Here is a 23,682-nt window from a genome sequence, read left to right as displayed (position 1 = left end):
CTTCAAATACCACATGTGTGCTGATTTTAGCTGAACGATCAGGTATAGGTGTACTCTCGACCGCTTTCTTACAGAGTTGTATCTTATGAGTGGTGTACACCCTGCGCTTAAGTTGCTGTCGAACGATGATTTTCTATCTGGCTTACGGCATCATCGACACTTTGTGCATCATAACTAGAGCGGGGGAATAAAGGACTATTCACATACAATAAAGTTTCTGCGACTGAACGGCGTACGCGTGCCAATTTCAGCTCAATCCCCTCCTCTTGCAAATGCTCAGCTAGCAATAACAACGCTTCAATACTGGTACTATCCAGGCTTGGACATTCTTCAAGATTCAAAATCACATACTGATAATTTTGCCCAGAAACCTTCTTTAGAATCGCATGACAGATTTTTTCTGCATTGGCAAAAAACAGGGGATGATCAGGTCGTGCAATTAAAATAGCATCAGGTGCTACAGCTTCAGGAAAGCGGTTGATGTCAACATAATCATGCCCGCCATTGAGACGTCCAAGCCAGGCAATTCGAGGAACAGAGTAGCTTTTTAATAACATTAAAATGCTCACCAGCACCGCAATCAGTAACCCATTGAGTACACCAAAAATAATCACTGCCCAAATTGCAACAATTGACAGTAAGCGATCTTTATGCCAGATAAAATACTGTTTAAATGGGGCAAAACGAATATGTCCACTGACCGCATACATCACAATACTTGCCAAAACGGGTTCAGGAATATTGGCAATATACTGGCGAAAAAATAGCAGAAAAATCACCACGGCCAGCGCTGCCACCCAGGCCGATTTTTTGCTTCTTGCTCCTGCAGACTCATTGGCTGAAGTCGCCGAATAGCCTGCACCAACCGCCATCCCCTTAAACAGTCCTGAGCAGATATTACTCACGCCCAATGCAATCAGGTCACGATTTGGCTGGATTGCATCATGGTATTTTAGGGCCGAGGTACGAATTGAAGTATAAGATTCGGCATAAATAATCAGTGCAACTGCCAGTGAAAGTTCTACCAGTTGCAACCAGCTATTCATATCCAAATGGGGTAAGTGAACACTCGGTAAAACCAACTCAAAATGCCCAACAGAACGGATTCCCCAGGCCTGAGTATAGCCCATCACATTGAAACTAATGCCTAAAATAATCAGCAACAAGGCCACTGGAATAGTTTTATAGCGCTGGGTTAATTGCAAAGTGAAAAAGGTACAAAGTCCCATGATCAAAGCATGCCAGTTCCAGTTCGAATAGGCTTGTAGCATTTCCCACAACTGACGGAAAAAATCACTATGCTCAGGATGTACCTGTAATACTAAAGGAAGTTGTTTAACCACAATGCTGAGTGCCAGGCCAAAGGAAAAACCTTTCAGCACCGGTTTTGCAATAAAATGGGTCACATCTCCAAGCTTAAATAACCCTGCGATCACCAGTAAAATGCCTGACAGAAATACCAGCGCATAGGCCAGACCTGCGCGTTCAGGCGAAGAAAACATCACTATGGTTGCCAGACTTGAACTCATGACTGCGGCAGAAGATGAGGTCGCAGAAACAATCGCAAAACGGCTATTCCCGATTAGACCATAACACACTAAACCCAGCACCAGTGCCACCAAACCACTTTGCGGTGGCAACCCCACCATATTGGAATAAGCGACTGCTTCAGGCAGCAGCAAACCTGCGATAGATAAACCTGCGATCACATCAAAAATCGGGAATTTTTTAGCAACGGTCATACATTTGCCAAATCTTGTACAGTCAATGAAATAATCTGGCAAGGAATGAGAGCATCTTCATCATGCAGATACACCGCACAGAGTCGGTGATAGCCATCGGCGATAATTAAATGACGCTTTCCTAAATCACGGACTAGCAACAAAGGTGAAAGTGCTTTGCTCTGCTCAATTTTGCTCAAATCACGTGCCACATGAAAATTGTGCTCATCAAGTAGCGGAAGCTGTGCTGCACGAAAAATATCTTTGGCTTTAAACTGAGTGATGGTTTCGACTTGTAACTGGTTCAGCAGTTTTTCAACCTGTGAAGGAGGCAACAATAAACATAAATAAGAACTCGCAGCAGGATAATCATGCGATTCTGGCTGATCGCGCCATACAATTGAATGTTTAGGTTTTTTATTATTACTATCCATGGTTTCAGGTTTCTTACAATGCCTATAAATCATCTGACAGCATAACAAATCAATCGGATAAAAGTCTGTAAAAAAAGTGGTTTTAGTTAAAACTTGGCTATCTGATTAACCTCGATTCCTTTCATAAATCAATAAAAGAAGAATGGGGAGTGAGCATCTATTTGACAGCCTAGCAACAGCATAATCATAAATCTGGTTTAAATAACTATAGGCTTTCTTTACAGGTTCTTTTACATTTCGAAATTCTATATTTTTAATAATTTTAACAAGATCATATCTTTTAATTTCATTAAATGGCATCAGTTCAATATTTGGGTAAATATCATGATTTAAACATTTTTTTGCCAGCTGAATTACACCGCAACGTGGCTAATCTTTAAAAGAATTCATTATTTTAAATTCTAACCATTCTTCATCAACAGCTTGAAATGTTTTTATACTTTTTATGCAACGTTTCATTTTTATGGCCACTGAATTTATATTCATCCCGAGCTGCTCTTGCCTCTTTTAGTGGTATTAAAGCATATTCGCCTAGCTTCACCCACGGACGCTTATTTGTACCTTCTATTGAATAACGATAACTCCAGAATTTACGTCCAGTCGGTTCCGCCTTCAAACTTAAGCCATCGTCATCTGCCAGAAAATAAACTTTCTCTTTTTGTACTGAACAATTTAAGTCTCTAAATTGAGTTCATTAAAAGTTTGGGCATAGCTCAATAAGCTCATCGAAGCACAGCAAAACGTTTTTCTTCATTAGCATCGTAATTATTGAAATTTCTGAACATCAGGAAGGCTAGGTACAACACAACTTTTTACTCAAATGAATATCAATGCTGAAAAGATAATATTAGTTTTTTATTAAAATAGGTATATAATGAATAAAATCTAAATATTTTACTATTTTAATAAAATTATGAATCAGTATTGTACATTACAGATTTACCAAAATAATGAATGGCTGGACTGCGCTATTGTTGAGCTGGTAGGCCAGCAACACTCTGGATGGCAGGCAGCCACCCGGACCTCTTATTTGTTCGAATATGCAATTTCCTATATGGATTTAAGAGATGGGCACGCGCTTGCCTACCATTTTCCTGTAAATGTTCAGAATACTTTGCAATCTACCTGGCCGGCTTTTTTAATGGATTTATTACCTCAAGGTTATGGTCGTAAAGAATTACTCCGCCAACTTTATTTTTCAGAAAATGCGCAAGAGCAAGCCGACTGGGCACTTTTAAAAGCAGGGGCAGGCAATCCGATTGGCAATTTACGTATCAAAGAGGCGCATGAATGGCTTAAAGGCCATTTTCCTCTCCAGCAGAATCATGGATTTAGCCTAAGCCAAGTGGTAGAACGTCAAGAAAATTTTATCGAATCCCTAGCTTCGTACGGACTTTTTATTGCCGGTTCTTCTGGCATTCAGGGTGAATGGCCTAAATTACTGTTAACCCAAGGTCATGATGACCTCTTCTATCTGGATCACACGCTTACAGATGATCAGGTCAAACAGCACTGGCTGGTTAAATTCAGCCGTGGCAGTGATCAAAATCTGGATAAAATCTTGATGTGTGAAGCTTTATACATGCAGATTGCCCAGTACTTGGGACTACGAGTACATGGTGAACTGAAGTTGCATGGAAAAACTTTATTTATTCCACGATTTGACCGCAAAGTGATGGAGGGTCAGGTGGAAAGAATCGCTCAGGAAAGCCTGGCCTCTTTAGGCGGAAAAGCCGGTTTTGGCGTAAGAATGACCCATAACCAGATTTGTAGCCTGCTTATGCAATGTTGTAGTGAACCAAAACAAGAAATTTTTGAATATTTGAAGCGTGATCTGGCCAATGTCGCTTTAGGCAATAAAGACAATCATACCCGTAATACAGCGATTCAACGCTTTAATAACGGAATGGTTCAACTAACGCCACTGTTTGATTTTGCGCCAATGTGGCTGCATCCGGATGGTATTGCCCGAACCACGCGCTGGCAACGAGATGATCATGGGGGTATGCCACTTTGGCATTCCGTAATTGAACAGATAGCAGAAAGTACATTGATTGATCCAGAAGAGATTAGAGCTTTACTGATCCAGCAACTCCCCCTTTATCAGGGATTGCTCGAGGAAATGCAGCATCTGCAATTGGCAGCTGAAATTCTGGAAAATAGCCAGTATCGAATTGCCAATATTTGCCAACAGTTGGAAGAGCTCAGTTATGGATAAACGTTTTAAGCCACTGACCCCTATTCAACAAATGCAAAAAAGATTGGAGGTACTTGAAACCGTCAGTAATCACCCCGACTGGCCTTTTCACCAAGTTGCACGCTTCATCCGTACCGAGTTGCACTTAACCCTCAATGATATGGCCAAAATCACTAAAATTGCGCCGCAAACTTTACAAAAAATGGAGCAGCCTGAAGGTAATCCCACGCTTAAATCCATGCAGAAATTATTGCATGTATTTGGTCTAAAGTTAGAGATTAGAATTAAATAAGATCATTGATATTATTCTGATCTTTTTATTCAATAAACGACCTGAATAGACCAAAGACTCATCAGGATCGATCTCTTTGCTCATTCAGCAATTCCATCAATCAATGAGAGCTGGGTTGAGGTCATAGCATTATCAATAATGTCAGATTAAATCCAGCCATAGCTTCCTCAACTCGCATCATCATAACTATTTTTCCTAAATACCAGACGCCAAAATAAAGTTTACCATTAAGTAAAAAATAGAAAACGGATAAATATTTATGCCGGTATTTACTGTTCAATATACATATCTAAATTTCAGAATGTTTAACCTCTTCTTCGCCCACCCTGATTTAAATTGTATCTAGTAAAATTACTCATATAAATATATGTTTTATATAATTTTTACTTTAATAAGCTAGATACAATGCATGTGGGTGGCGAATGGCAAGGTTGGGTTTAATAGAGCAATTTATGTGCGCGCTTTAATGATTTACTGCCCATATCAATCCAAGTCCTGTAAGCAGGACATTCAAAAAATAATAGGGAAAAACAGGATTTAACTGGTAAAGTCCGGTACTGATTAAAGGGCCTAATACAAAGCTCAGTGCCTGAGTGGCAGTACACCATATGCCGCGACTCTGGTCTGCATATCCTGTGGTGCAGTCTGCGCAGCCCCTGTGATGAAAGCAGGTGTCAGACAGGCAATCCCAATCCAATAGAGTACATATGCACTTTGAAAAATAATCAGTTAACTGGTACTCAAGGAAATCAGTAATCCAGCCAGCATGGTCATCAGTCCCACCCATAATAAATGTGAGACAGCCCATCGCAGATACTTTGAAATCAAGATCTGCATGGTGACGAGTGAAATACCTGCAATAAAAGCACACTGCGAGAAATATACGGCGCCTTGTTGTGCACTGATATTAAAATGATCCTGAATATAAAAACCCGCAGTCAGGTTCAGGGTAATCATTGCCAGATATAAGCTGAAACCCAGAATGAGCCACAAGAGCACTTGGTGGAAGCTAAAATCCGTTCTGACATGCCTAGAGGGCTGCTCTGGAATATCCGGCTGGCTATGCAAGACCGTATCCTGAGTTTCTTCCTTGTTATAATTGATAAGGATCAATATGCTGAGCAAAGCCAAAATCACCATCGCAGTCCACCAGGACACCAGCATTCCCCAATTCAGCAGAATAGTCGTAAATGAAGGTCCGAGAATCAGGCCAAATGATAAATATTAAGCCTAAATAATAGGATAATCAGTTCACACGTTTATCTTAAGGCCCATATTATGAAAAAACTTGGCTGAATTTATTCATATCCTAATTTCTTTCTTAGAGATGACTTTATCTATATACGTAGAATTTACTAATTAAAATATTTATAAACTAAAACTTTCTATAAAATCTCCCCACCACTGCATCATTTCAACACGCTGATTAAAATATTCTGCATGATTATAACTGGCACGAGTCTTATTTTTATCTGTATGGGATAGTTGTGCTTCGATCCAATTTGATTGAAATAAGCCAGATTCATTTAATACTGTACTAAATGTTGATCGTAAACCATGGGAAGATAATTCATTTTTAGTATATCCCATTTTTCTGATAATCAAATTTAAGGTATTAAAATGAATAGGTTTATTATTATTCCGGGGGCTAGAAAATACATACTTCTCTCCATGAGACCAAGCTAATGCCGATTTCAGAACTTCTAGTGCCTGACTAGATAATGGAACAAAAAATTCAGGAATATCATGACCTAGAATAACTTTTCGCCTATATTGTTTGATATGTAAGGCAGGTATTTTCCATATTTTTTTATCTAAATCAAAATGATGGGGTTCACAAAGTAATAACTCACTTCCACGCACTCCAGTATATAACTTAAATAAAAGAGCTCTTTTAATGATAGGATCAGTATTAATTTTATTTAATCGATTTAAAAAAATAGGTATCTCACCTGAGTTTAAATAAGGATAATTCTTTTTAATCTTATTATTTATTAATATTTTATGTAGACCATTCGCAATATTATATTCACAATAACCCATAGCCACAGCATAATCATAAATCTGGTTTAAATAGCTATAGGCTTTCTTTACAGGTTCTTTTACATTTCTAGATTCTATATTTTTAATAATTTTAACAAGATCATATCTTTTAATTTCATTAAATGGCATCAGTCCAATATCTGGGTAAATATCATGATTTAAACATTTTTTTGCCAATTGAATAACACCACAACGGGGTTCATCTTTAAAAGAGTTTTTTATTTTAAACTCTAACCATTCTTCGCAAATGTCTTGAAATTTTTTTATATTTTTTTTATGTACTGTTTCATTTTTATAACCATTAAATTTATATTCATCCCGGGCGGTTCTTGCCTGTTTTAATGACATGAAAGGATATTCGCCCAACTTCACTCGCGGACGCTTATTGCTACCTGCTACTGAATAACGATAACTCCAAGATTTACGTCCATTCGATTCCACCTTCAAACTTAAGCCATCGTCATCTGTAAGAAAATAAACTTTCTCCTTGGGCTTGGCCTGGCGTACCTTCGCTTCCGTAAGACTCATAAATTTAAACCCAACCACTAATGACACTGCAGATTTTAATTATAGCAAATTTAAGCAATTTTTATGTGATGCGTATGATACGCATCATACTATTTTTTAATTTATTGTTTTTTATTAATTTAATTTTTAATATTTCATTTTTAGTCACCAGCTTAAGTACCAATCATATTACTTGCAAGATATCTGAAACTGTTGCTCTAGGAATTTAATGCCGAGAAAGAGTTTAAAATAACTAAGTTAACTTGATCAGCGAGTTTTTTATGTATCCAAATATGGACCCCAACGAAGACAATAAGACAGTCAAACGGTCAGGCAACAGGACTATGATATGAATAAATAGATGAAGATCAGGAAAGGGCCACTAAATTCGACAACCGCTCTAGGGGATAAGGACAGCCTAAAACCTTGGACGGCTTTAAGCCGCTTACGATGTCACTTTCTGCGAAGATCCAGTTGGATTACTAAAGGGAGATTATGGATAAGGCGTTGGATCTTAGCCAACCAGCGATTGTCAAACTGGGTTCTCGGCAAGTGGAGCTTTTCTGTGTCAGTAGCCGATGAAATTGTGATTTCGATTTCTGAGGTTGCGCACCAATTTAATCAGATCGCAGATGATCTGTTGGCTGAGTAGATTCGATCAGAAACGCTCCATATGATTCAAAGCCGGATTGAACAGAATATTGATTTATTAAATGCAAGATAAACACCTGTATGAGGATAGATAGAAATTTTATCCTTCCCTGTATTTTTCTGTGGCTTAAAAATCAGTCTTGAAATATGACTAAATTTAGGAAAATTTTTATTTTAAAATAAATGGGCTAAGATCATTGCAAATGACCTGATAGGGGAAAATCTGTCTATATAATTGTATTCTTTACAAAAAAATCATTTAAAACAAGATTTAATCAAATAAACCTCAGTAACCTTGCAAGATTTAAATCATGTTATTGATGAGAGCATAAGATGGAGATGATACCTCTCCATCTTATGAGGGTGTATTAATATTGCGTTTGACCTGGAATCCAGTTGGTTCCAGCAAGTGGTACACGAGCCATTGCCGCCGCCTCGACATTCAGCGCCACCAGATCTTCCGGATCTAGGTTGTGCAAATGCGATTTACCGCAGGCACGTGCCATGGTTTGTGCTTCCAAGACCAAAACACGCAGGTAATTAGCCAAATGGCGTCCGCCTTCAACCGGATCGAGGCGTTTGGACAGTTCTGGATCCTGGGTCGTAATCCCTGCAGGGTCACGGCCATTTTGCCAGTCATCATAATAACCCGCCGCTGAACCAATTTCTTTCAGTTCTTTGTCTAGACGTGGATGGTTATCCCCGAGCGCAATCAGCGCTGCCGTACCAATCGCTACCGCATCTGCTCCCAAGGCCATCGCTTTCGCCACATCGGCACCTGTGCGGATACCGCCAGAAACAATCAGCTGAACCTTACGGTGCATGCCCATTTCCTGCAAGGCTTGTACCGCTTGCGGAATGGCAGGAAGAATAGGAATACCGACGTGCTCAATAAACACTTCCTGGGTAGCTGCGGTACCGCCTTGCATACCATCCAGCACGATCACATCTGCACCCGCTTTCACCGCCAGTTTTACGTCATAATAAGGACGGCTGGCCCCGATTTTGACATAAATTGGCTTTTCCCAATCGGTGATTTCACGGATTTCGGCAATTTTAATTGCCAAGTCATCTGGACCCGTCCAGTCCGGATGACGGCAGGCACTACGCTGATCGACACCGACTGGCAAAGTACGCATACCTGCCACACGTTCCGTCACTTTCATGCCTAACAGCATACCGCCACCGCCGGGTTTAGCACCTTGCCCGAGTACGATTTCAATCGCATCCGCTTTACGCAAATCGTCAGGGTTCATACCGTAGCGCGATGGCAAATATTGATACACCAATGTTTGCGAATGACCACGTTCTTCAGGGGTCATGCCACCGTCACCGGTGGTGGTGGATGTGCCGACCATAGAGGCACCGCGGCCTAAAGATTCTTTGGCATTGGCAGATAATGCACCAAAGCTCATGCCGGCAATCGTTACAGGAATTTTTAAATGAATCGGTTTTTTGGCAAAGCGTGTGCCCAGTACCACATCGGTACCGCATTTTTCACGGTAGCCTTCCAGCGGGTAGCGTGACATGCTTGCACCGAGCAGCAGCAAATCATCAAAATGCGGCACTTTACGCTTGGTGCCACCGCCACGGATGTCATAGATGCCGGTTGCCGCTGCACGCTGGATTTCTTGAATGGTTAAACGGTCAAACGTTGCAGATTCACGTAACACGGGTTCAAATTCTTGGATAGTTTGAGTCATGATTGATTGCTCCATTATTACGCTTGATTAGTATGCAGATGCATTGTCGACTTTGAAGTTGTACAGTTGGCGCGCCGAACCATAACGTTTGAAAGAAGCGGGATCTTCATCAAATCCGGCTTTAGACAGCAGTTCTGCCAGTTCTGCCAGATGTTCCTGACGCATTTCTTTTTCAATACAGTCTGAACCTAGAGACTTCACCGCACCTTTGACATAAATTCTGGTTTCATACAGCGAGTCGCCCAGCGCATCGCCAGCATCACCGCAAACCACCAGACGGCCAGCCTGCCCCATGAAGCAGCTCATGTGTCCAATACTGCCGCCTACTACAATATCTACGCCTTTCATTGAAATACCGCAGCGTGCCCCAGCATCCCCTTCAATGACCAGCAGACCGCCATGCGCTGTTGCTCCTGCTGCTTGAGAGGCATTGCCTTTGATATGCACTGAACCTGACATCATATTTTCAGCTACGCCTACCCCAACGTTGCCGTTGACGATGACATGAGCTTCTTGATTCATGCCGGCGCAGTAATATCCGGCATGGCCGTCAATGGTGACATTTACAGGGGCTTTAATGCCGACTGCAATATTATGCTGGCCGCCTGGATTGCTGACTTTCCAGTCCATAATGCTGTCGGTCAGTTCTTTGCTATGCAGGGCTTGGTTTAAATCACGGATGCTGTCTACGCTTAAATCAAATTCATCTTTTAAAATTGAAGTGCTGATTTTTTCTGCAAATGCTGTATTCATAGGGTTATTCCTGTTTTCTATTCTGGTTCATTCTTAGGCGGCTTGATCTGCACTGCGTTGCCAAACATATAAGGTGGCTGGTTCTGGCTCCCAGACCTTGGCTTTGTCAATATTCGGCAATGACGCCAAGGCTTGATATTCGGAAGCCATGGCCACATAGTCATCCGTTTCCGCCAGCACGGCCGGTTTGCAGGCAATCGGATCACGGATCACGGCAAAACCGTTTTTGGTGCCAATGGCAAAGGTAAAGAAACCGTCCAGATCGTCTAATGCATTGTTCAGCGCTTCTGCCAGAGAATCCCCTTGCTGTAAACGCCAAGTCAGATAGCCTGCAGCCACTTCGGTATCGTTATCTGTTTCAAAGCTGATGCCTTCACGTTTTAACTCTTGGCGTAAACGGGCATGATTAGACAGAGAACCGTTATGCACTAAACACAAATCAGCGCCGGTGGAAAATGGATGACTGCCTTCCATGGTCACTGCACTTTCAGTGGCCATCCGGGTATGACCGATAATGTGACTGCCTTTCATATTCGCCAAACCAAAACGCTCAGAAATTTCGACTGGCAAACCCATGCCTTTAAGAATTTCGATGCTTTGACCAACACTCATGATCTTGAGCTGCGGGGCAATTTTGCCAATCGCTGCGCGCACTGTTTGTTCATCCGATTTTGCTTTAATGACTGCAGCCGTGGCATTCTGGAACCAGTCCATGTCGGTGTTCAGTTCTGCTTTCAGTGCTTCTGCAAATGCAGACCAGTCAAATTCATCTTCAACTGACTGCAAGGTAAGTTTGACCCAGCCCTCAGACACTTCGTCACCATAAATGGCAAAGCCTGCGCTGTCAGGGCCACGCCCGGTCATCGACTCCAGCATCGGTTCAAACAGTTTGCCGAGTTGTGATTCCAAAGCTGGATTTTTTAAGTATAAGCCTACGATTCCGCACATAATTGTTCTCCGCTAAATGCTCTTTTTAATTCATGTCCTAGGGACGCTATGGGGTGAAAATAAGGTTTAGAAAAATTCGGTATAGCGCTGAATTTCCCAATCTGAAACATGGCGGCTGTATTCAACCCATTCCATGCTTTTTTGCAGGATGAATTCATCAACGATTTCAGCACCGAGAGTTTCTCTAAACAGCGGATCTGCTTTTAGAGCCTCGACAGCTTCTTTCAGGGATTGAGGCAAGGTGCCAATACCGCGTGCAGCAATTTCTTCCAAACTCAAGGTATACAGGTTTTCATTGCATGCAGGTGGCGGGGTCAGTTCACGTTCAATACCGTCTAAGCCGGCAGCAATAATCGCTGCAGAAACCAAGTAGGGATTGCAACCGGCATCCGGCAAGCGCAGTTCAATACGGCCATAAGGGATACGAACCATGGCGGAGCGGTTATTTGAACCATAGGCAATAAATGCCGGTGCCCAGGTCGAACCTGAAAGGGAGCGACCCACCACCAGGCGCTTGTATGAGTTCACAGTTGGGGCACAGAAGGCACACAGGGCCGGACCATGCTCAAGCAACCCTGCAATAAAGTGATAGGCCATTTTTGACAAGCCCATGCCTTGCGGATCACTGTCATCATTAAATAGGTTGCTGGATTCTGCACTGCCTATCGACAAGTGGAAATGCATGCCATTGCCGGCACGTTTCGGGTCTGGCTTGGGCATAAATGAACAGACCATGCCCAAATCATTGGCAATTTCACCGGCCGCCATACGGAAGAACGTGAACATATCCGCCGAGTTCATGGCATCACTATAGGTATAGTTAATCTCAAACTGGCCGTTTGCATCTTCATGGTCAATTTGGTAAATATCAAAACCGACTGGAATTAATGCCTCAGTAATCCGTTCCAGGAACTGGCGTGAACGGGATAGGCCTTTATAGTCATAGCAGGGCTTGTCCAGATTGTCTGACTCATCGACTGCTTTCAGTTTGCCGTCTTCACCACGGCGGAACAAGCTGAATTCAGGTTCCAAGCCGGTATTGAGGGTCCAGCCTTTAGCCGACAGACGTTCAACTTGTTTGCGCAGTACATAGCGAGAATCGTAGGGATGCGGTTTGCCGTTGACATAGCCCTCACAGACCACACGGCCATAACCCGGCTGCCAAGGTACTGGTGTTAAAGAAGATAAATCACCTTTCACCATAAAGTCTGGACCATGCGGCTGCATCCCCATCCCTGAAATGGCAAAACCGGCAAAACCTACCCCTGCACCTTCAATGGCTTTGAGACCCGAAATCGGTACAGATTTTGTTTTTGCTGACCCATGAATATCGACAAACTGAGCCAATACATATTTTAACTGATGATCATCAATGACTTTCTGTACTTCTGCACGGTACTTGGGCTTACTAATGATGTCCTGTTCTTCTTCAAAGAACTCTTTTACGATGGCCTGCTGGAACATATTTGACATACTCCCGATATGACAAAAAATGATATTTGGCTCGAATAATGCACAGATATTTGATTCAATGTATTATTCAACAGAAGAAACTTTCTTTCCTAAAGAGAAAGCAATTCCCTTGCCAACTTTTTTAGATCGGTTAAAAAATTTGTGCTTGGGGCCTAAAAGCCTTAATATTCCTAAAGAGAATAAAAGTTTCATAAAATAATACTTTCATTCCACATCGGGGCTGCTTTTTAATTTTGATTAAGAGTCAGCAGGATTTAGATTCAAAACAGTGCGAGTTGATCCATAATGAGACAAAACAAAAACAGCCTTAAACTGGAACAGTACATTGGCATTCAAATCAAACGTTGCCGTCAGGAACAGGGCTTGAAACTGGCGGAAGTGGCGCAGACTGCTGAAATCAGTCAGGGCATGCTGAGTAAAATTGAAAATGCCCAGGTCTCGACCAGCCTTGAAACGCTGAGCCGTCTATGTGAAGTACTGGGAATCCCCTTATCCACCTTATTCAGTCAATATGACCATCAGGAAAGCCGGGCAATGATTGTGAAATCAGGCGAAGGGATGGAGGTGGTGCGTCGCGGTACCGAAAAAGGGCATACTTATCACCTGCTGACCCATTCTCGCGGGCCGCGCAAAAACTTTGAAGCCTATTTGGTCAGCATGGATGATGCCAGCGAAGAATTCCCCACCTTTGCCCACCCGGGAACAGAGATGCTGTATCTGATTGAAGGTGAAATCATGTACCGTCATGGCGATGAAGTGTTTCATATGCAGCCAGGCGACTGCTTGACTTTAGATGGTGAAATTCCGCATGGCCCAGAACAACTGATTAAAGTCCCGATCCGTTTGATCTCCATGGTGAACTATGGAGATAACCAGGCCGAATAAAGCGGCCCTGTTTTTATAAAAAGATGGCACTGCCATCTTTTTTGCTGATCAGCTTCAAATAAACTGCGCGGTAGCGTAATCAAAGTTTATCTTACCCTACCCTTATTGCTCTTTCGCCATCTCAACAGTTCCATCTCCCTATCAACAGCCCCATCCTTATGACAACATCCCTCGGCTGTTGCAGAGATCAAAATTCAACTCTGGTATAAGAATTGCTTTGCTTAAAAATAAATAAATATTCCCAATAAGAATATATTATTGCAACGAATTGATTTTGGGATATTGATCTTTACAGCCTAGTAAAAAAATCCGGAGTACAACCTATGTGGGTAAATCATTTAAAAAGAATTGTCGTAGCGAGCCTGCTGCTACCAGGCTTAGCCTTTGCAGGTGAGACCGATCTGGATAGCGCCTCTACCGTATGGATGATGCTGTCGACACTGCTGGTACTGCTGATGTTTGTTCCCGGCTTGGCGCTGTTTTATGGCGGGATGGTCCGTGCCAAAAATATTCTGTCCATTTATACCCAGTTTTTTGCTGTGGCAGGCGTGGTTTGTGTATTGTGGCTGACTGTGGTTTATAGCATGAGTGCAGATAAAACCCATATGCAAGCGGGGGTAACCAATCTCTACAGCTTTGTTGGCAGTTTAAATAAGGCCTTTCTGGTGGGTATTGATGAAAATACTCTGCTGGGCGGTGTACCTGAATATATTCTGATTATTTTTGGCATGACCTTCGCGATCATTACCCCCTGTCTGGCCATAGGTGCTTTTGCTGAACGCATGAAGTTTGGTGCAGTGGTGTTGTTTTCTGCCCTGTGGCTGGTTTTGGTATATGGACCAATGACCCATATGGTCTGGGGTGGTGAAGGTGCAATCATGCACACCTGGGGAGTTCTGGACTTTGCTGGCGGTACCGCGGTGCATATTAATGCTGGCGTTGCCGCCTTAGTCGGCGCAATCGTATTAGGCAAGCGTAAAGGCTGGCCGGTTGCCCCTGTTCCCCCGCACAATGTGGTCTATACCATGATCGGTGCAGCATTTTTATGGGTAGGCTGGTTCGGCTTTAACGTCGGTTCTGCATTCGCGGTAAATGCATCGGCAACCATTGCCATGATGACCACCATGGTGGCGACCTGCGGCGGGATCTTAGGCTGGATGGTGATTGAAAAAATGCATACCCATCATGTCACGGCTTTGGGCCTGGCTTCAGGTGCGATTGGCGGACTGGTGGGCATTACCCCTGCAGCAGCTTATGTCGGACCTTTTGGTGCGTTGGCGATCGGCTTTATCACCGCCATCTGCTGTTTCTATGCCGTGACCAAGCTGAAGCATAAAATGGGAATCGATGATGCCCTGGATGTCTTTGCCCTGCATGGCATAGGCGGCATGGTCGGCTGTATGCTCACCGGTATTTTCTGCATCCCGCAACTGGGCGGAAAAGTGGCCGACATTTCCCTGCTGAACCAGTTGGCTGCACAGGCAGGCAGTATTGTACTCACCGTGATTTATTGCGGCGTGCTGACCTGGCTGATTATGAAGTTGGTCGATAAGACCATCGGTTTACGTGTAACCCCGGAACAGGAAGAGCGCGGTCTGGATGTCAGCGATCACAACGAACGTGCGTATAACAATTAACGCCGCGGCCCGCTTTCAGTTGATAAATTAAAATTTCATTTTAGTCCATTTAAAATTATTCAACTTCACCAAGCAAATGCTTCAGGGCATTTGCTTTTATTTTTGCAAGTACAATGCTCAGACTGGCAATTCCCATCTGCTTTCCCGGGGTGAAAACAGCTGAGCATGGCTAAAGGGTTACTTCTTTTGAGATATAGACGCCCTAGCTTTAAAATGATTATGATAGATCGTTTAACCGCAAATTAAGTAAAAATATATATTTGAAAAATAATAAAATAATTATTAATTAAAGACTAATGGTATAAGAATTGCATCTTGAATCATGAAAGAAATATTCCCTTTAGTAATACCAATTCCCACCAAAAAATGGGCAAGCTAATGTAAATCTATATTCATGAGATTCAGGAGCAATTCATGATAATGAACAATGTGAAGAAGTTACTCATGCTGAGTGTACTGCTGTCGCCTAGCGCAGTTTTCGCCGCTGAGGGAACGATTGATGGACCTGCCACTGTATGGCTCATGGTTTCTATTGTTATTGTCCTGCTGATGTTTATTCCAGGACTTGCGCTGTTTTATGGCGGTATGGTCCGCGCCAAAAATATCCTGTCTTTATTTACCCAGTTTTTTGCGATTGCCGGTATTGTCGGCATTTTATGGGTGGCCGGTGTATATAGCCTGGCAACCGATACCACCAATATGCAAGAAGGCGTTTATAACCTGAACAGCATTGTCGGTGGTCTGGATAAGCTGATGCTGAAAGGCATCACCGCAGAAAGCCTGGCAGGTGGCATTCCTGAATATATCTTGATTGTGTTCCTGATGACCTTTGCCATGATCACGCCGTGTATTGCACTGGGTGGTTTTGCGGAAAGAATGAAATTCCGGGCAACGGTTATTTTTTCATCTCTGTGGATAGTGCTGGTCTATGGCCCAATGGCTCATATGGTATGGGGCGGCAAAGGCGCACTATTCCATAACTGGGGAGTATTGGACTTTGCCGGCGGTACTGCTGTACATATTGCAGCCGGGGTCACGGCATTTGTTGGCGCCATGGTGGTGGGCAAACGTAAAGGCTGGCCTGCTACGCCGATGCCGCCGCACAATGTGGTATTTGTGATGATTGGCGCAGCATTGCTCTGGGCCGGCTGGTTCGGTTTTAACGTGGGTTCGGCTCTGGCCATCAATTCTTCAGCCGCACTGATTTTCATGACCACCATGCTGGCAACCTGCGGTGGTATTGTCGGCTGGATGTTTGCTGAAAAAATGTATTCCGGCCATGTCACTGCCTTTGGTCTGGCTTCAGGTGCCATTGGCGGCTTGGTCGGCATTACCCCGGCGGCCGCTTATGTTGGCCCTTTTGGTGCAATTGTGATTGGCCTGCTCACCAGTATGGCCAGCTATTACGCGATTATGATACTAAAGAAAAAGCTCGGCGTAGACGACGCGCTGGATGTATTTTCGCTACATGGCATTGGCGGTATGGTTGGCTGCCTGCTGACCGGCATTTTCTGTATCCCCGAGTTGGGCGGCAATGTTGAAGGCATTTCCCTGCTCCCGCAATTCTTGGCACAACTGGCCAGTATTGCGATGACCTTTGCCTATGTCGGCATCTTGAGCTGGATCTTGCTGAAAATCATTGATAAAACCGTGGGGCTACGTGTCACGGCAGAACAGGAACAACAAGGCCTGGATGTCAGTGATCATAACGAACGTGCCTATAACTAAAGGCCGTATAAAATCAAGTAACAAGGGCTTCGGCCCTTGTTTTTTTATGGCTGCTTGGGATGAACGTCGCTTTGCATCATTTGCATACATGACTATGCTGTCCTTTGGGGATTAAATCCCTACTGTCCATCTGCGGGTTAAACCGGTACTCTCCTCGCTCATTCTCTCTCAGGGGAAAAACAGGGATAGATAGCGCTGACGGCTTCCTTTTGGTCATTTTCCCACAACACGTCTTTGAGATTGCATGATGCAATGCCGAGTGCTCCATCACGATATGTTGCTGAACATTCCCAAAAAAACCACAAGGATAATTCTCTATACAGGGTCATCATTATAGAAAAATCGGGTAGAGCGAGAATGTATCCATGGTTGCAAGAGCAAACGGCGAATTTCGTCCTATCGGTTTGAAGCATTTAAATTTTTTCTTGATCAAGACGATGCTTGGCTAAACGGCAAATGCTTGAAAGCATAGCATTAGCAAATGGACGGTTGTACGCTTTTATGATAAAGGTTTATTGCTGTCCTGATGCCAGTACATAAAGCAAATGGCTGCCAGCTTACGCTAACAGCCATTCAGGGGGATTGCAGTTGGGGGAAAACAGAATTGTTATTTATGCAATGCTGAGCAGCCCGTCAATACCGACAGCTTGACCATCAAATTCCGCAATGGCATCCAGCAGTACATTCCATAAATACAGTGTAGAGGCCCGGTCACACAAGAGATTGAATTTCGGCGCCTGGGCATCGCTAACATTCATCACCACAGTATTAATGCGAGCCACCGAGGTCTGTGCAATCTGACCTGCAGCAAAAGCCTCTGCGGACAAATCGACCGCACACAGCTTAGCCATGATCAAAGCCACAGATTGTCCGGTCAGTTGAATCCAGGCATGGCTGTCTTGGCGCGGCAGCAGATAGTTGACGCGGTCACTCAGCTCCCAGCTCAGTTCCAGTGCGGCAACACTTTCGCCAAAATCCTGCATTGCACCCAGCACTAAATATTCGGTCGCAGACAGCCGTGCCACAATGCTGCCATTAGCCTGATGACACAATTTGTTGGGTGCATCCGGCAATGTAAAACCGGCTGAAGTTAAATAGCTGGCACTGTCGGTTCCCCGGAAACCGACGCGTGGCATATTGGTTAAATCCACCAGCGCACATTGCTGAATGCGGTGGGACTCACCGCCTGCAAGAAACATGCGTCCGGCCCCATAAGACTGATAGGCCGCACAGGTTTTTTGAATGGGACTGCGTTCCGCTTGAGGCAAAATACTCATAATCAGATCTCCTGACGGGCATTATTAGGGTCATAAAAAGGCGCTTTTACTACTGTGGCGTAGACACTTGCACCTTTTTCCACACGAATCTGGAACTGCTGGCCCACTGCGCTTTGCTCGATACCGACATACGCCATGCCAATAATTTGGTCCAAAGTTGGTGAATATTCACACGAGGTTACGTTTCCTGTAATTTTCTCGCCATTCAGCACAATATGGCCTTCCAGCGGTTTTTGCTGCTGTTTGTCCAGCACAAAGGACACCAATTTGCGTTTCATGGGCTGCTGTTCCAAAATGGCAATCGAACGCTTGCCCACGAACCAAGGCTTGCTTTTCGCCACAGCCCAGCCTAAGTCCACTTCCTTAGGATGTGACATGCCATCGGTATCCTGACTGATAATGATATGACCCTTTTCCAGACGCAGCAGTCGCTGGCTTTCCACCCCAAAAGGCTTCATTGAGAATTCTTGACCCGCCTGCATCAGCAGATCCCACATGAACTCGCCATAGCGTGCGGGGAAGTGAATTTCATAGCCCAATTCGCCCACAAAACCAACGCGCAAGATACGCACAGCAATGCCCTGAATGGTTCCGGTGCGCAAACCCAGGTAGGGAAATGCTGCTGCACTGAAGTCAACATCCTGACAGACCTTTTGCAGCACTTTGCGGGAATTCGGACCGGCAATATTCACCGCCGCAAATGCCGACGTGACATTGGCGATATCGACATTTAAGCGCCACTGCGCATTCCATTTCAGCATTTGCTGGTAAATGCGGTCTACCCCGCTGGTGGTTGCGGTAACATAAAAATGGTTTTCACTTAAACGCCCGGCAACACCATCGTCTATCACCACGCCATCTTCGGCAGTCATGACCGCATAACGGGTTTTACCCACCGGCAATTTTACAAAACCGAAGGTATATAAGCGGTTGAGGAACTCGCCGCTGTCAGGTCCGCGAAGATCTAATCCGCCTAAAGTAGAGACATCAATCATGCCGACATTCTGACGTACATTGCGCACTTCATTTTCAATATGCTGCAAACGGCCAGAGACGTCACCATAATAGGCCGGACGCTGCCAGTTGCCTGCCGGCATCATTTGTGCACCGGCCTCAATATGGCGTTGATGCATGGCAGTTTGACGGAATGGATCAAAACCGCGTCCCGCAATATGCGCCAGTTTTTCTGCGGTGAACGGTGGGCGGGCGGTCGTAACCCCGGTTTCGCTCACTGTGCGGTCTGTATATTTTGCCACGAGACGCGCAGTAGGTAGGGCTGAATGACGGCCTTGAGAAGGTCCCATGCCCACGGTAGAAAAACGCTTGACCAGCTGTACATCACGATAGCCCGATTTGGTGGCATTGATAATGTCGCGGATTTGCAGGTCTTCATCATAATCGACAAATTCTTTGCCCTTAGGATGCGCGAAAATTGGCCATGGGAAATTCACAGCTGCTTCGACAACAGGTTTTTTTGCTGCTGCTGCAGCATTGCCCAAAATGGCATTCACTGCATCCGTGGCGGTTTGCACCGCATCGTGCAGAACATTGTCCAGCTGATGCACACCGGCAACAGAGCCACTAATGTGCAATCCCTGAGGCAAACCGGAAATGCTGAACTGTGCCTTTTTGTCGTTATAGTTCAGTTTGGCCCCAGCTTGACACAGCAGCTGGTACACTGGCATATAACCGGATGACATGGCCAGCACATCACAATCAATTTTCTTGCTGTGTGTACCCACCTGGCCTTCGGCAACAATACTGCGTATATCGACTCCGGTCAGATGCTGCATGTCCTTGCTATGCAAGGCTTCATACACGGTACTACTGAGGTAGACCGGAATCTGGTGCAGTTCAACCGCTTTTTGCAAAGCGGGATCTTCTGCACCCGCGCGCATGTCGATCAGGGCAGCTACAGAGATACCGGCTTCGGCCAGATCTAGGGCGGCCAGATAGCCATCATCGTTACCGGTTAAAATAACCGTTTTCTGGCCCGGCCGTACCCCATACAGCTTGACCAGACGCTGTACGGCACTGGTCAACAGCACGCCGGGCAAGTCGTTGTTGCGGAACACCACCGGCTGGTCAAAACTGCCGCTGGCCACAATGCATTGCTTGGCACGGACTTTATACATGCGCTTGCCTTGAATGACCGGTAAATAATGATCGGTAAACCAGGCATTACAAATGGCTTGTGTCAGCATGCTAATGTTTTCATGCTGTTCTACTTGCGCAATCAGTTTGGCCGCACATGCAGCGGCTTTTTTGCCTTCGGCATCAAAACGCGCATAATGCAGGCTGCCACCCAGTATTTTATCCTGTTCGATTAACAACACTTTCATACCGGCATTCGCGGCGGTTAATGCTGCCTGCAAGCCGGCCGGACCGGCACCAATAATGGCAATATCCGTAAATAGATAGGCTTTGTCATAGTATTCAGGCTGAAAATTAAGATCCAGCACCCCCAGCCCGGCTTTTTTACGGATCATGGACTCCCACAGCTTCCAGACCCCTTTAGGCTTGTAAAATGAGCGGTAATAAAAGCCGACAGGCATAAATTTTGAAAATTTACCTAAAAATGCATCGCTGTCTTTCATTAACGAGCCAGCATAGTTTTGCCCCATTGCCGACAGATTCGCTGCAATCTCGGTACTATCTGCCAGTACATTCGGCTCCTGCGGCAATTGAATCAGCGTATTGGCATCTTGTCCCGCCATGGTTAAAGGTGCACGCGGACGGTGGTATTTAAAAGAGCGTGACATAATCCAGCGATGATTGGCAATCAAGGCACTGGCAATACTGTCTCCCGCATAGCCCTGAAAAGTCTGCTGATCAAACTGAAAAGTCACAGGCTGGTTGCGGTCAATCAAAATGCCATACGGCAAAGGCAGTCGGTTTAAATCTAGATTGCTCATGCGGATACCTCCTGTTTAGCAGCCTGTTCTGCTGTTTTTTCTGTAGCTGCCGGATTTTCAAAATCGATGCGCTGGCTGAACATTTCCTTGGCATCAAAGGTACGCAGAATTTCATCGCTCACTGTATGGCGCTCGGCAATAAACCAATAACTGCTTGGGGTATGCATCCACCATTCCAGTACCACGCCGGCGATATTACTTTTATTGAACACATAATCTGCCCATTCTTCATTGCTGCAGGTGTTCTGGTCCGGCATGGTTTTCAGCTCGCCGCCATAACTAAACTCACTGATATTTCTTGGACCATTTAAAGGACAAATCATTATTTTCATGGGTTTACTCCTTAATGGCTCGCCGCAGTGGCGCCCATTTCATTGACTTGCTGGAAGCGGCTGAAACGCGACAATTCAAATGGCTTGATCAGATCCGGCGTACGGCCAGTCGCCACAAGTTCCGCCATGGTCTTGCCGCAGATCGGGGTGGATTTAAAGCCCCATGTGCCCCAGCCTGCGTCCAGGTAATAATTGTCATAAGGCGATTTGCCCATAATCGGGCTGTAGTCAGGCGTCATGTCGGTCATGCCCGCCCATTGGCGCATGAGTTTGACATTGGCCATAAAGGGGAACATTTCAATGGCATGAGCCAGCAGGCTTTCTTTTAACTCCAGGGTAGAACGGGTGTTGTACAGTGGATAAGGGTCTGAACCGCCGCCAAAAACAATTTCACCGCGGCTGGTTTGCTGCACATAGCAGTGCAAAGCAGATGAGCTGACCAAAGGATTGATAAACGGTTTAAACGGCTGGGACACCATGGCCTGCAGCGGGAAGGTATGAATCGGCGACTTGATATGCAGCTTGTTCATTAAAATGCTGGACGCGCCGGCAATCGCCTGTACCACGCAGCCACACTTGATGCTGCCGCGGTTGGTTTTCACCGCCGTGACCAGGTTTTTTTCAGTCACAAAATCCTGTACTTCAGTCAGCTGGTGGATTTCCACGCCGCGTTTCGCCGCTTCCTTGGCATAGCCCCAGGCCACGGCATCATGCCGCGCTGTAGCACCATCCATATGCCAGAGTCCTGCCAGAACCGGCAAGTGTGCGGGATCAAGATTCAGACACGGTACCAGCTCCTTAATTTGCTGGCGGTCAATCATTTCGGTACGACCGCCAAAATGCTTGTTCACTTCGGCACGCTGGCGGAAGGCACGCACAGTAGAATCGGTATGCGCCAAAGTCAGCTGGCCGCGCTCTGAATACATGATGTTGAAGTCAAATTCATTGGACAGGTTTTTAAATAAATCAACCGATTCTGAATAGAACTTCACCCCTTCTGAGGTCAGATAGTTGGAACGGATCACCGCAGTATTGCGCGCCGTATTACCACCGCCAAGATAGGATTTTTCCAGCACAGCAACATTGGTGATGCCTTGATACTTTGCAAGATAATATGCGATTGCCAAACCATGACCGCCAGCGCCAATAATCACTACGTCATAGTGTGATTTCAGCTCCTTCGGTGGAGGCAAATCAACTTCAACAGGATATTCACTGCTTAATCCATATTTGAGCAAACCGAGTGGCATGATTTTTTCTCCAAGGCATCTTTTCCAATGCCGCTAGCTTATTTTTTAAAAATGTTTGCCTGCATACGCGCAGCATCAAGGGTATTTTTCATCAGGTAGGCAATGGTCATGGGTCCGACACCGCCCGGAACAGGCGTGATGGCTTTGACCACAGACAACGCATCGTCATAATCGACATCTCCGACCAGACGGTTTTTGCCGTTTTCCTGAATGCGGTTAATCCCCACATCAATGACCACCGCACCCGGTTTTAAATACGATGCATCGATCATTTTCGGTCTACCGACCGCTGCCACCAGAATGTCCGCATTTTTGCAAATGTCGCGAATATTCTGGGTGCGTGAATGGACAATGCTGACGGTGCAACTTTCTTTTAATAACAGCGCTGCCATCGGCTTGCCGACAATGTTGGAACGGCCGACCACCACGGCATGCAGTCCGGACAAATCCGGCCCCAGGGTATCTTTCAGCAGGCGGATACAGCCAGTCGGTGTGCATGGGGTTAAGACCTCACGGCCCTGACTCAGACCGCCGACATTTTCACTGTGAAAACCATCGACGTCCTTAAGCGGATGAATGCGCTGCAACACAGCCGTTTCATCAATATGTGCCGGCAACGGCAGCTGCACCAGGATGCCATGCACGGTAGCATCTGCATTCAGTTCATCAATTTTCTGTAACAGTGTGTCAGCACCTGTATCTGCCGACATGCGGTATTCCAGTGAGCGGATGCCGACATACAGTGCTTTTTCAACCTTGTTGCGTACATAGACATGACTGGCCGGGTCATCTCCGACCAGGACTACCGCAAGGCAAGGCTCAATACCTTGCGCTTTCATCTGCTGCACTTCGCTTTTGATCTCGTCCAAAACGGTTTGTGCGGTTGCTTTGCCGTCGATTATCAGCGGCTGTGAGTGTTCTTGAATGGCTATGTTC

18 protein-coding genes and 1 pseudogene are annotated in these 23,682 nt (G+C 45.1%); 5 read left to right on the top strand and 14 right to left on the bottom strand.

Features of this window, described 5'->3' with window-relative positions:
* Positions 1 to 107: 107 nt before the first annotated feature.
* The 3 genes and pseudogenes from LZZ98_RS13530 to LZZ98_RS13520 form a co-directional block, all read right to left on the bottom strand.
* Positions 108 to 1,742, bottom strand: a complete 1,635-nt coding sequence (locus LZZ98_RS13530; protein ID WP_237788302.1) for a SulP family inorganic anion transporter — start codon at positions 1,740 to 1,742, stop codon at positions 108 to 110.
* A complete protein-coding gene (locus LZZ98_RS13525) occupies positions 1,739 to 2,155 on the bottom strand; it encodes a hypothetical protein (protein ID WP_237788301.1) in 417 nt (138 codons plus the stop codon). Before LZZ98_RS13525 ends, LZZ98_RS13530 begins: the two co-directional genes overlap by 4 nt.
* Before the next feature lie 171 nt (positions 2,156 to 2,326).
* A pseudogene (locus LZZ98_RS13520) lies at positions 2,327 to 2,795 on the bottom strand (integrase arm-type DNA-binding domain-containing protein); the annotation flags it as partial.
* 273 nt (positions 2,796 to 3,068) lie between these two features.
* Between LZZ98_RS13520 and LZZ98_RS13515 the strand changes: the two are divergent.
* A complete protein-coding gene (locus LZZ98_RS13515) occupies positions 3,069 to 4,373 on the top strand; it encodes a type II toxin-antitoxin system HipA family toxin (protein ID WP_237788300.1) in 1,305 nt (434 codons plus the stop codon).
* Positions 4,366 to 4,644, top strand: coding sequence for a helix-turn-helix domain-containing protein (locus LZZ98_RS13510; protein ID WP_237788299.1), 279 nt, complete (start codon positions 4,366 to 4,368; stop codon positions 4,642 to 4,644). Before LZZ98_RS13515 ends, LZZ98_RS13510 begins: the two co-directional genes overlap by 8 nt.
* A 729-nt stretch (positions 4,645 to 5,373) precedes the next feature.
* Here the strand turns inward: LZZ98_RS13510 and LZZ98_RS13505 are convergent.
* The 6 genes from LZZ98_RS13505 to glnT form a co-directional block, all read right to left on the bottom strand.
* Positions 5,374 to 5,802, bottom strand: coding sequence for a hypothetical protein (locus LZZ98_RS13505; RefSeq protein WP_237788298.1), 429 nt, complete (start codon positions 5,800 to 5,802; stop codon positions 5,374 to 5,376).
* A 210-nt stretch (positions 5,803 to 6,012) separates the two neighbouring features.
* Complete coding sequence (locus tag LZZ98_RS13500) at positions 6,013 to 7,215, bottom strand: tyrosine-type recombinase/integrase (protein WP_237788297.1); 1,203 nt, start codon at positions 7,213 to 7,215, stop codon at positions 6,013 to 6,015.
* A 998-nt stretch (positions 7,216 to 8,213) separates the two neighbouring features.
* On the bottom strand, positions 8,214 to 9,548 hold the full coding sequence (locus LZZ98_RS13495) for an FMN-binding glutamate synthase family protein (protein ID WP_004704280.1): 1,335 nt from the start codon (positions 9,546 to 9,548) through the stop codon (positions 8,214 to 8,216).
* A gap of 27 nt (positions 9,549 to 9,575) precedes the next feature.
* Positions 9,576 to 10,301: a protein glxC gene (locus LZZ98_RS13490; RefSeq protein ID WP_237788296.1), complete on the bottom strand. Its 726-nt coding sequence runs from the start codon at positions 10,299 to 10,301 to the stop codon at positions 9,576 to 9,578.
* Between the two features lie 33 nt (positions 10,302 to 10,334).
* The gene (locus LZZ98_RS13485) at positions 10,335 to 11,249 is read right to left on the bottom strand and encodes a class II glutamine amidotransferase (protein ID WP_004704283.1); all 915 of its coding nucleotides are present in this window, start codon (positions 11,247 to 11,249) and stop codon (positions 10,335 to 10,337) included.
* A gap of 66 nt (positions 11,250 to 11,315) precedes the next feature.
* Positions 11,316 to 12,713 (bottom strand): type III glutamate--ammonia ligase, encoded by a 1,398-nt coding sequence (gene glnT, locus LZZ98_RS13480; RefSeq protein WP_004704285.1) that lies wholly within the window; start codon positions 12,711 to 12,713, stop codon positions 11,316 to 11,318.
* Positions 12,714 to 13,007: 294 nt separating this feature from the next.
* On the opposite strand from glnT, the gene LZZ98_RS13475 reads away from it, so the two are divergent.
* The 3 genes from LZZ98_RS13475 (at position 13,008) to LZZ98_RS13465 (ending at position 16,972) form a co-directional block, all read left to right on the top strand.
* Complete coding sequence (locus LZZ98_RS13475; protein ID WP_004704287.1) at positions 13,008 to 13,607, top strand: helix-turn-helix domain-containing protein; 600 nt, start codon at positions 13,008 to 13,010, stop codon at positions 13,605 to 13,607.
* A gap of 323 nt (positions 13,608 to 13,930) precedes the next feature.
* On the top strand, positions 13,931 to 15,244 hold the full coding sequence (locus LZZ98_RS13470; RefSeq protein ID WP_237788294.1) for an ammonium transporter: 1,314 nt from the start codon (positions 13,931 to 13,933) through the stop codon (positions 15,242 to 15,244).
* Between the two features lie 414 nt (positions 15,245 to 15,658).
* On the top strand, positions 15,659 to 16,972 hold the full coding sequence (locus LZZ98_RS13465; RefSeq protein ID WP_237788293.1) for an ammonium transporter: 1,314 nt from the start codon (positions 15,659 to 15,661) through the stop codon (positions 16,970 to 16,972).
* A gap of 611 nt (positions 16,973 to 17,583) precedes the next feature.
* Here LZZ98_RS13465 and LZZ98_RS13460 read toward each other — a convergent pair.
* The 5 genes from LZZ98_RS13460 to folD are packed head-to-tail and all read right to left on the bottom strand — an operon-like array spanning position 17,584 to position 23,678.
* Complete coding sequence (locus LZZ98_RS13460) at positions 17,584 to 18,249, bottom strand: sarcosine oxidase (protein ID WP_237788292.1); 666 nt, start codon at positions 18,247 to 18,249, stop codon at positions 17,584 to 17,586.
* A gap of 2 nt (positions 18,250 to 18,251) precedes the next feature.
* Positions 18,252 to 21,164, bottom strand: a complete 2,913-nt coding sequence (locus LZZ98_RS13455; protein WP_237788291.1) for a glycine cleavage T C-terminal barrel domain-containing protein — start codon at positions 21,162 to 21,164, stop codon at positions 18,252 to 18,254.
* Positions 21,161 to 21,496, bottom strand: coding sequence for a sarcosine oxidase subunit delta (locus tag LZZ98_RS13450; protein WP_086176141.1), 336 nt, complete (start codon positions 21,494 to 21,496; stop codon positions 21,161 to 21,163). The genes LZZ98_RS13455 and LZZ98_RS13450 overlap by 4 nt, the downstream gene beginning before the upstream one ends.
* Positions 21,497 to 21,507: 11 nt before the next feature.
* The gene (locus tag LZZ98_RS13445) at positions 21,508 to 22,746 is read right to left on the bottom strand and encodes an FAD-dependent oxidoreductase (RefSeq protein WP_237788290.1); all 1,239 of its coding nucleotides are present in this window, start codon (positions 22,744 to 22,746) and stop codon (positions 21,508 to 21,510) included.
* Between the two features lie 38 nt (positions 22,747 to 22,784).
* Positions 22,785 to 23,678, bottom strand: a complete 894-nt coding sequence (gene folD / locus LZZ98_RS13440) for a bifunctional methylenetetrahydrofolate dehydrogenase/methenyltetrahydrofolate cyclohydrolase FolD (RefSeq protein ID WP_442862715.1) — start codon at positions 23,676 to 23,678, stop codon at positions 22,785 to 22,787.
* Positions 23,679 to 23,682: the final 4 nt, after the last annotated feature.

The sequence above is a fragment of the Acinetobacter sp. SM34 genome, from assembly GCF_022012365.1.
Lineage (GTDB): Bacteria > Pseudomonadota > Gammaproteobacteria > Pseudomonadales > Moraxellaceae > Acinetobacter.
This window is presented reverse-complemented; position numbering and strand designations above follow the sequence as displayed.

Coding starts and splice junctions, on each gene's coding strand:
- LZZ98_RS13530 (WP_237788302.1), bottom strand. CDS start 1,742: ATGACCGTTGCTAAAAAATTCCCGATTTTTGATGTGATCGCAGGTTTA.
- LZZ98_RS13525 (WP_237788301.1), bottom strand. CDS start 2,155: ATGGATAGTAATAATAAAAAACCTAAACATTCAATTGTATGGCGCGAT.
- LZZ98_RS13515 (WP_237788300.1), top strand. CDS start 3,069: ATGAATCAGTATTGTACATTACAGATTTACCAAAATAATGAATGGCTG.
- LZZ98_RS13510 (WP_237788299.1), top strand. CDS start 4,366: ATGGATAAACGTTTTAAGCCACTGACCCCTATTCAACAAATGCAAAAA.
- LZZ98_RS13500 (WP_237788297.1), bottom strand. CDS start 7,215: ATGAGTCTTACGGAAGCGAAGGTACGCCAGGCCAAGCCCAAGGAGAAA.
- LZZ98_RS13495 (WP_004704280.1), bottom strand. CDS start 9,548: ATGACTCAAACTATCCAAGAATTTGAACCCGTGTTACGTGAATCTGCA.
- LZZ98_RS13490 (WP_237788296.1), bottom strand. CDS start 10,301: ATGAATACAGCATTTGCAGAAAAAATCAGCACTTCAATTTTAAAAGAT.
- LZZ98_RS13485 (WP_004704283.1), bottom strand. CDS start 11,249: ATGTGCGGAATCGTAGGCTTATACTTAAAAAATCCAGCTTTGGAATCA.
- glnT (WP_004704285.1), bottom strand. CDS start 12,713: ATGTTCCAGCAGGCCATCGTAAAAGAGTTCTTTGAAGAAGAACAGGAC.
- LZZ98_RS13475 (WP_004704287.1), top strand. CDS start 13,008: ATGAGACAAAACAAAAACAGCCTTAAACTGGAACAGTACATTGGCATT.
- LZZ98_RS13470 (WP_237788294.1), top strand. CDS start 13,931: ATGTGGGTAAATCATTTAAAAAGAATTGTCGTAGCGAGCCTGCTGCTA.
- LZZ98_RS13465 (WP_237788293.1), top strand. CDS start 15,659: ATGATAATGAACAATGTGAAGAAGTTACTCATGCTGAGTGTACTGCTG.
- LZZ98_RS13460 (WP_237788292.1), bottom strand. CDS start 18,249: ATGAGTATTTTGCCTCAAGCGGAACGCAGTCCCATTCAAAAAACCTGT.
- LZZ98_RS13455 (WP_237788291.1), bottom strand. CDS start 21,164: ATGAGCAATCTAGATTTAAACCGACTGCCTTTGCCGTATGGCATTTTG.
- LZZ98_RS13450 (WP_086176141.1), bottom strand. CDS start 21,496: ATGAAAATAATGATTTGTCCTTTAAATGGTCCAAGAAATATCAGTGAG.
- LZZ98_RS13445 (WP_237788290.1), bottom strand. CDS start 22,746: ATGCCACTCGGTTTGCTCAAATATGGATTAAGCAGTGAATATCCTGTT.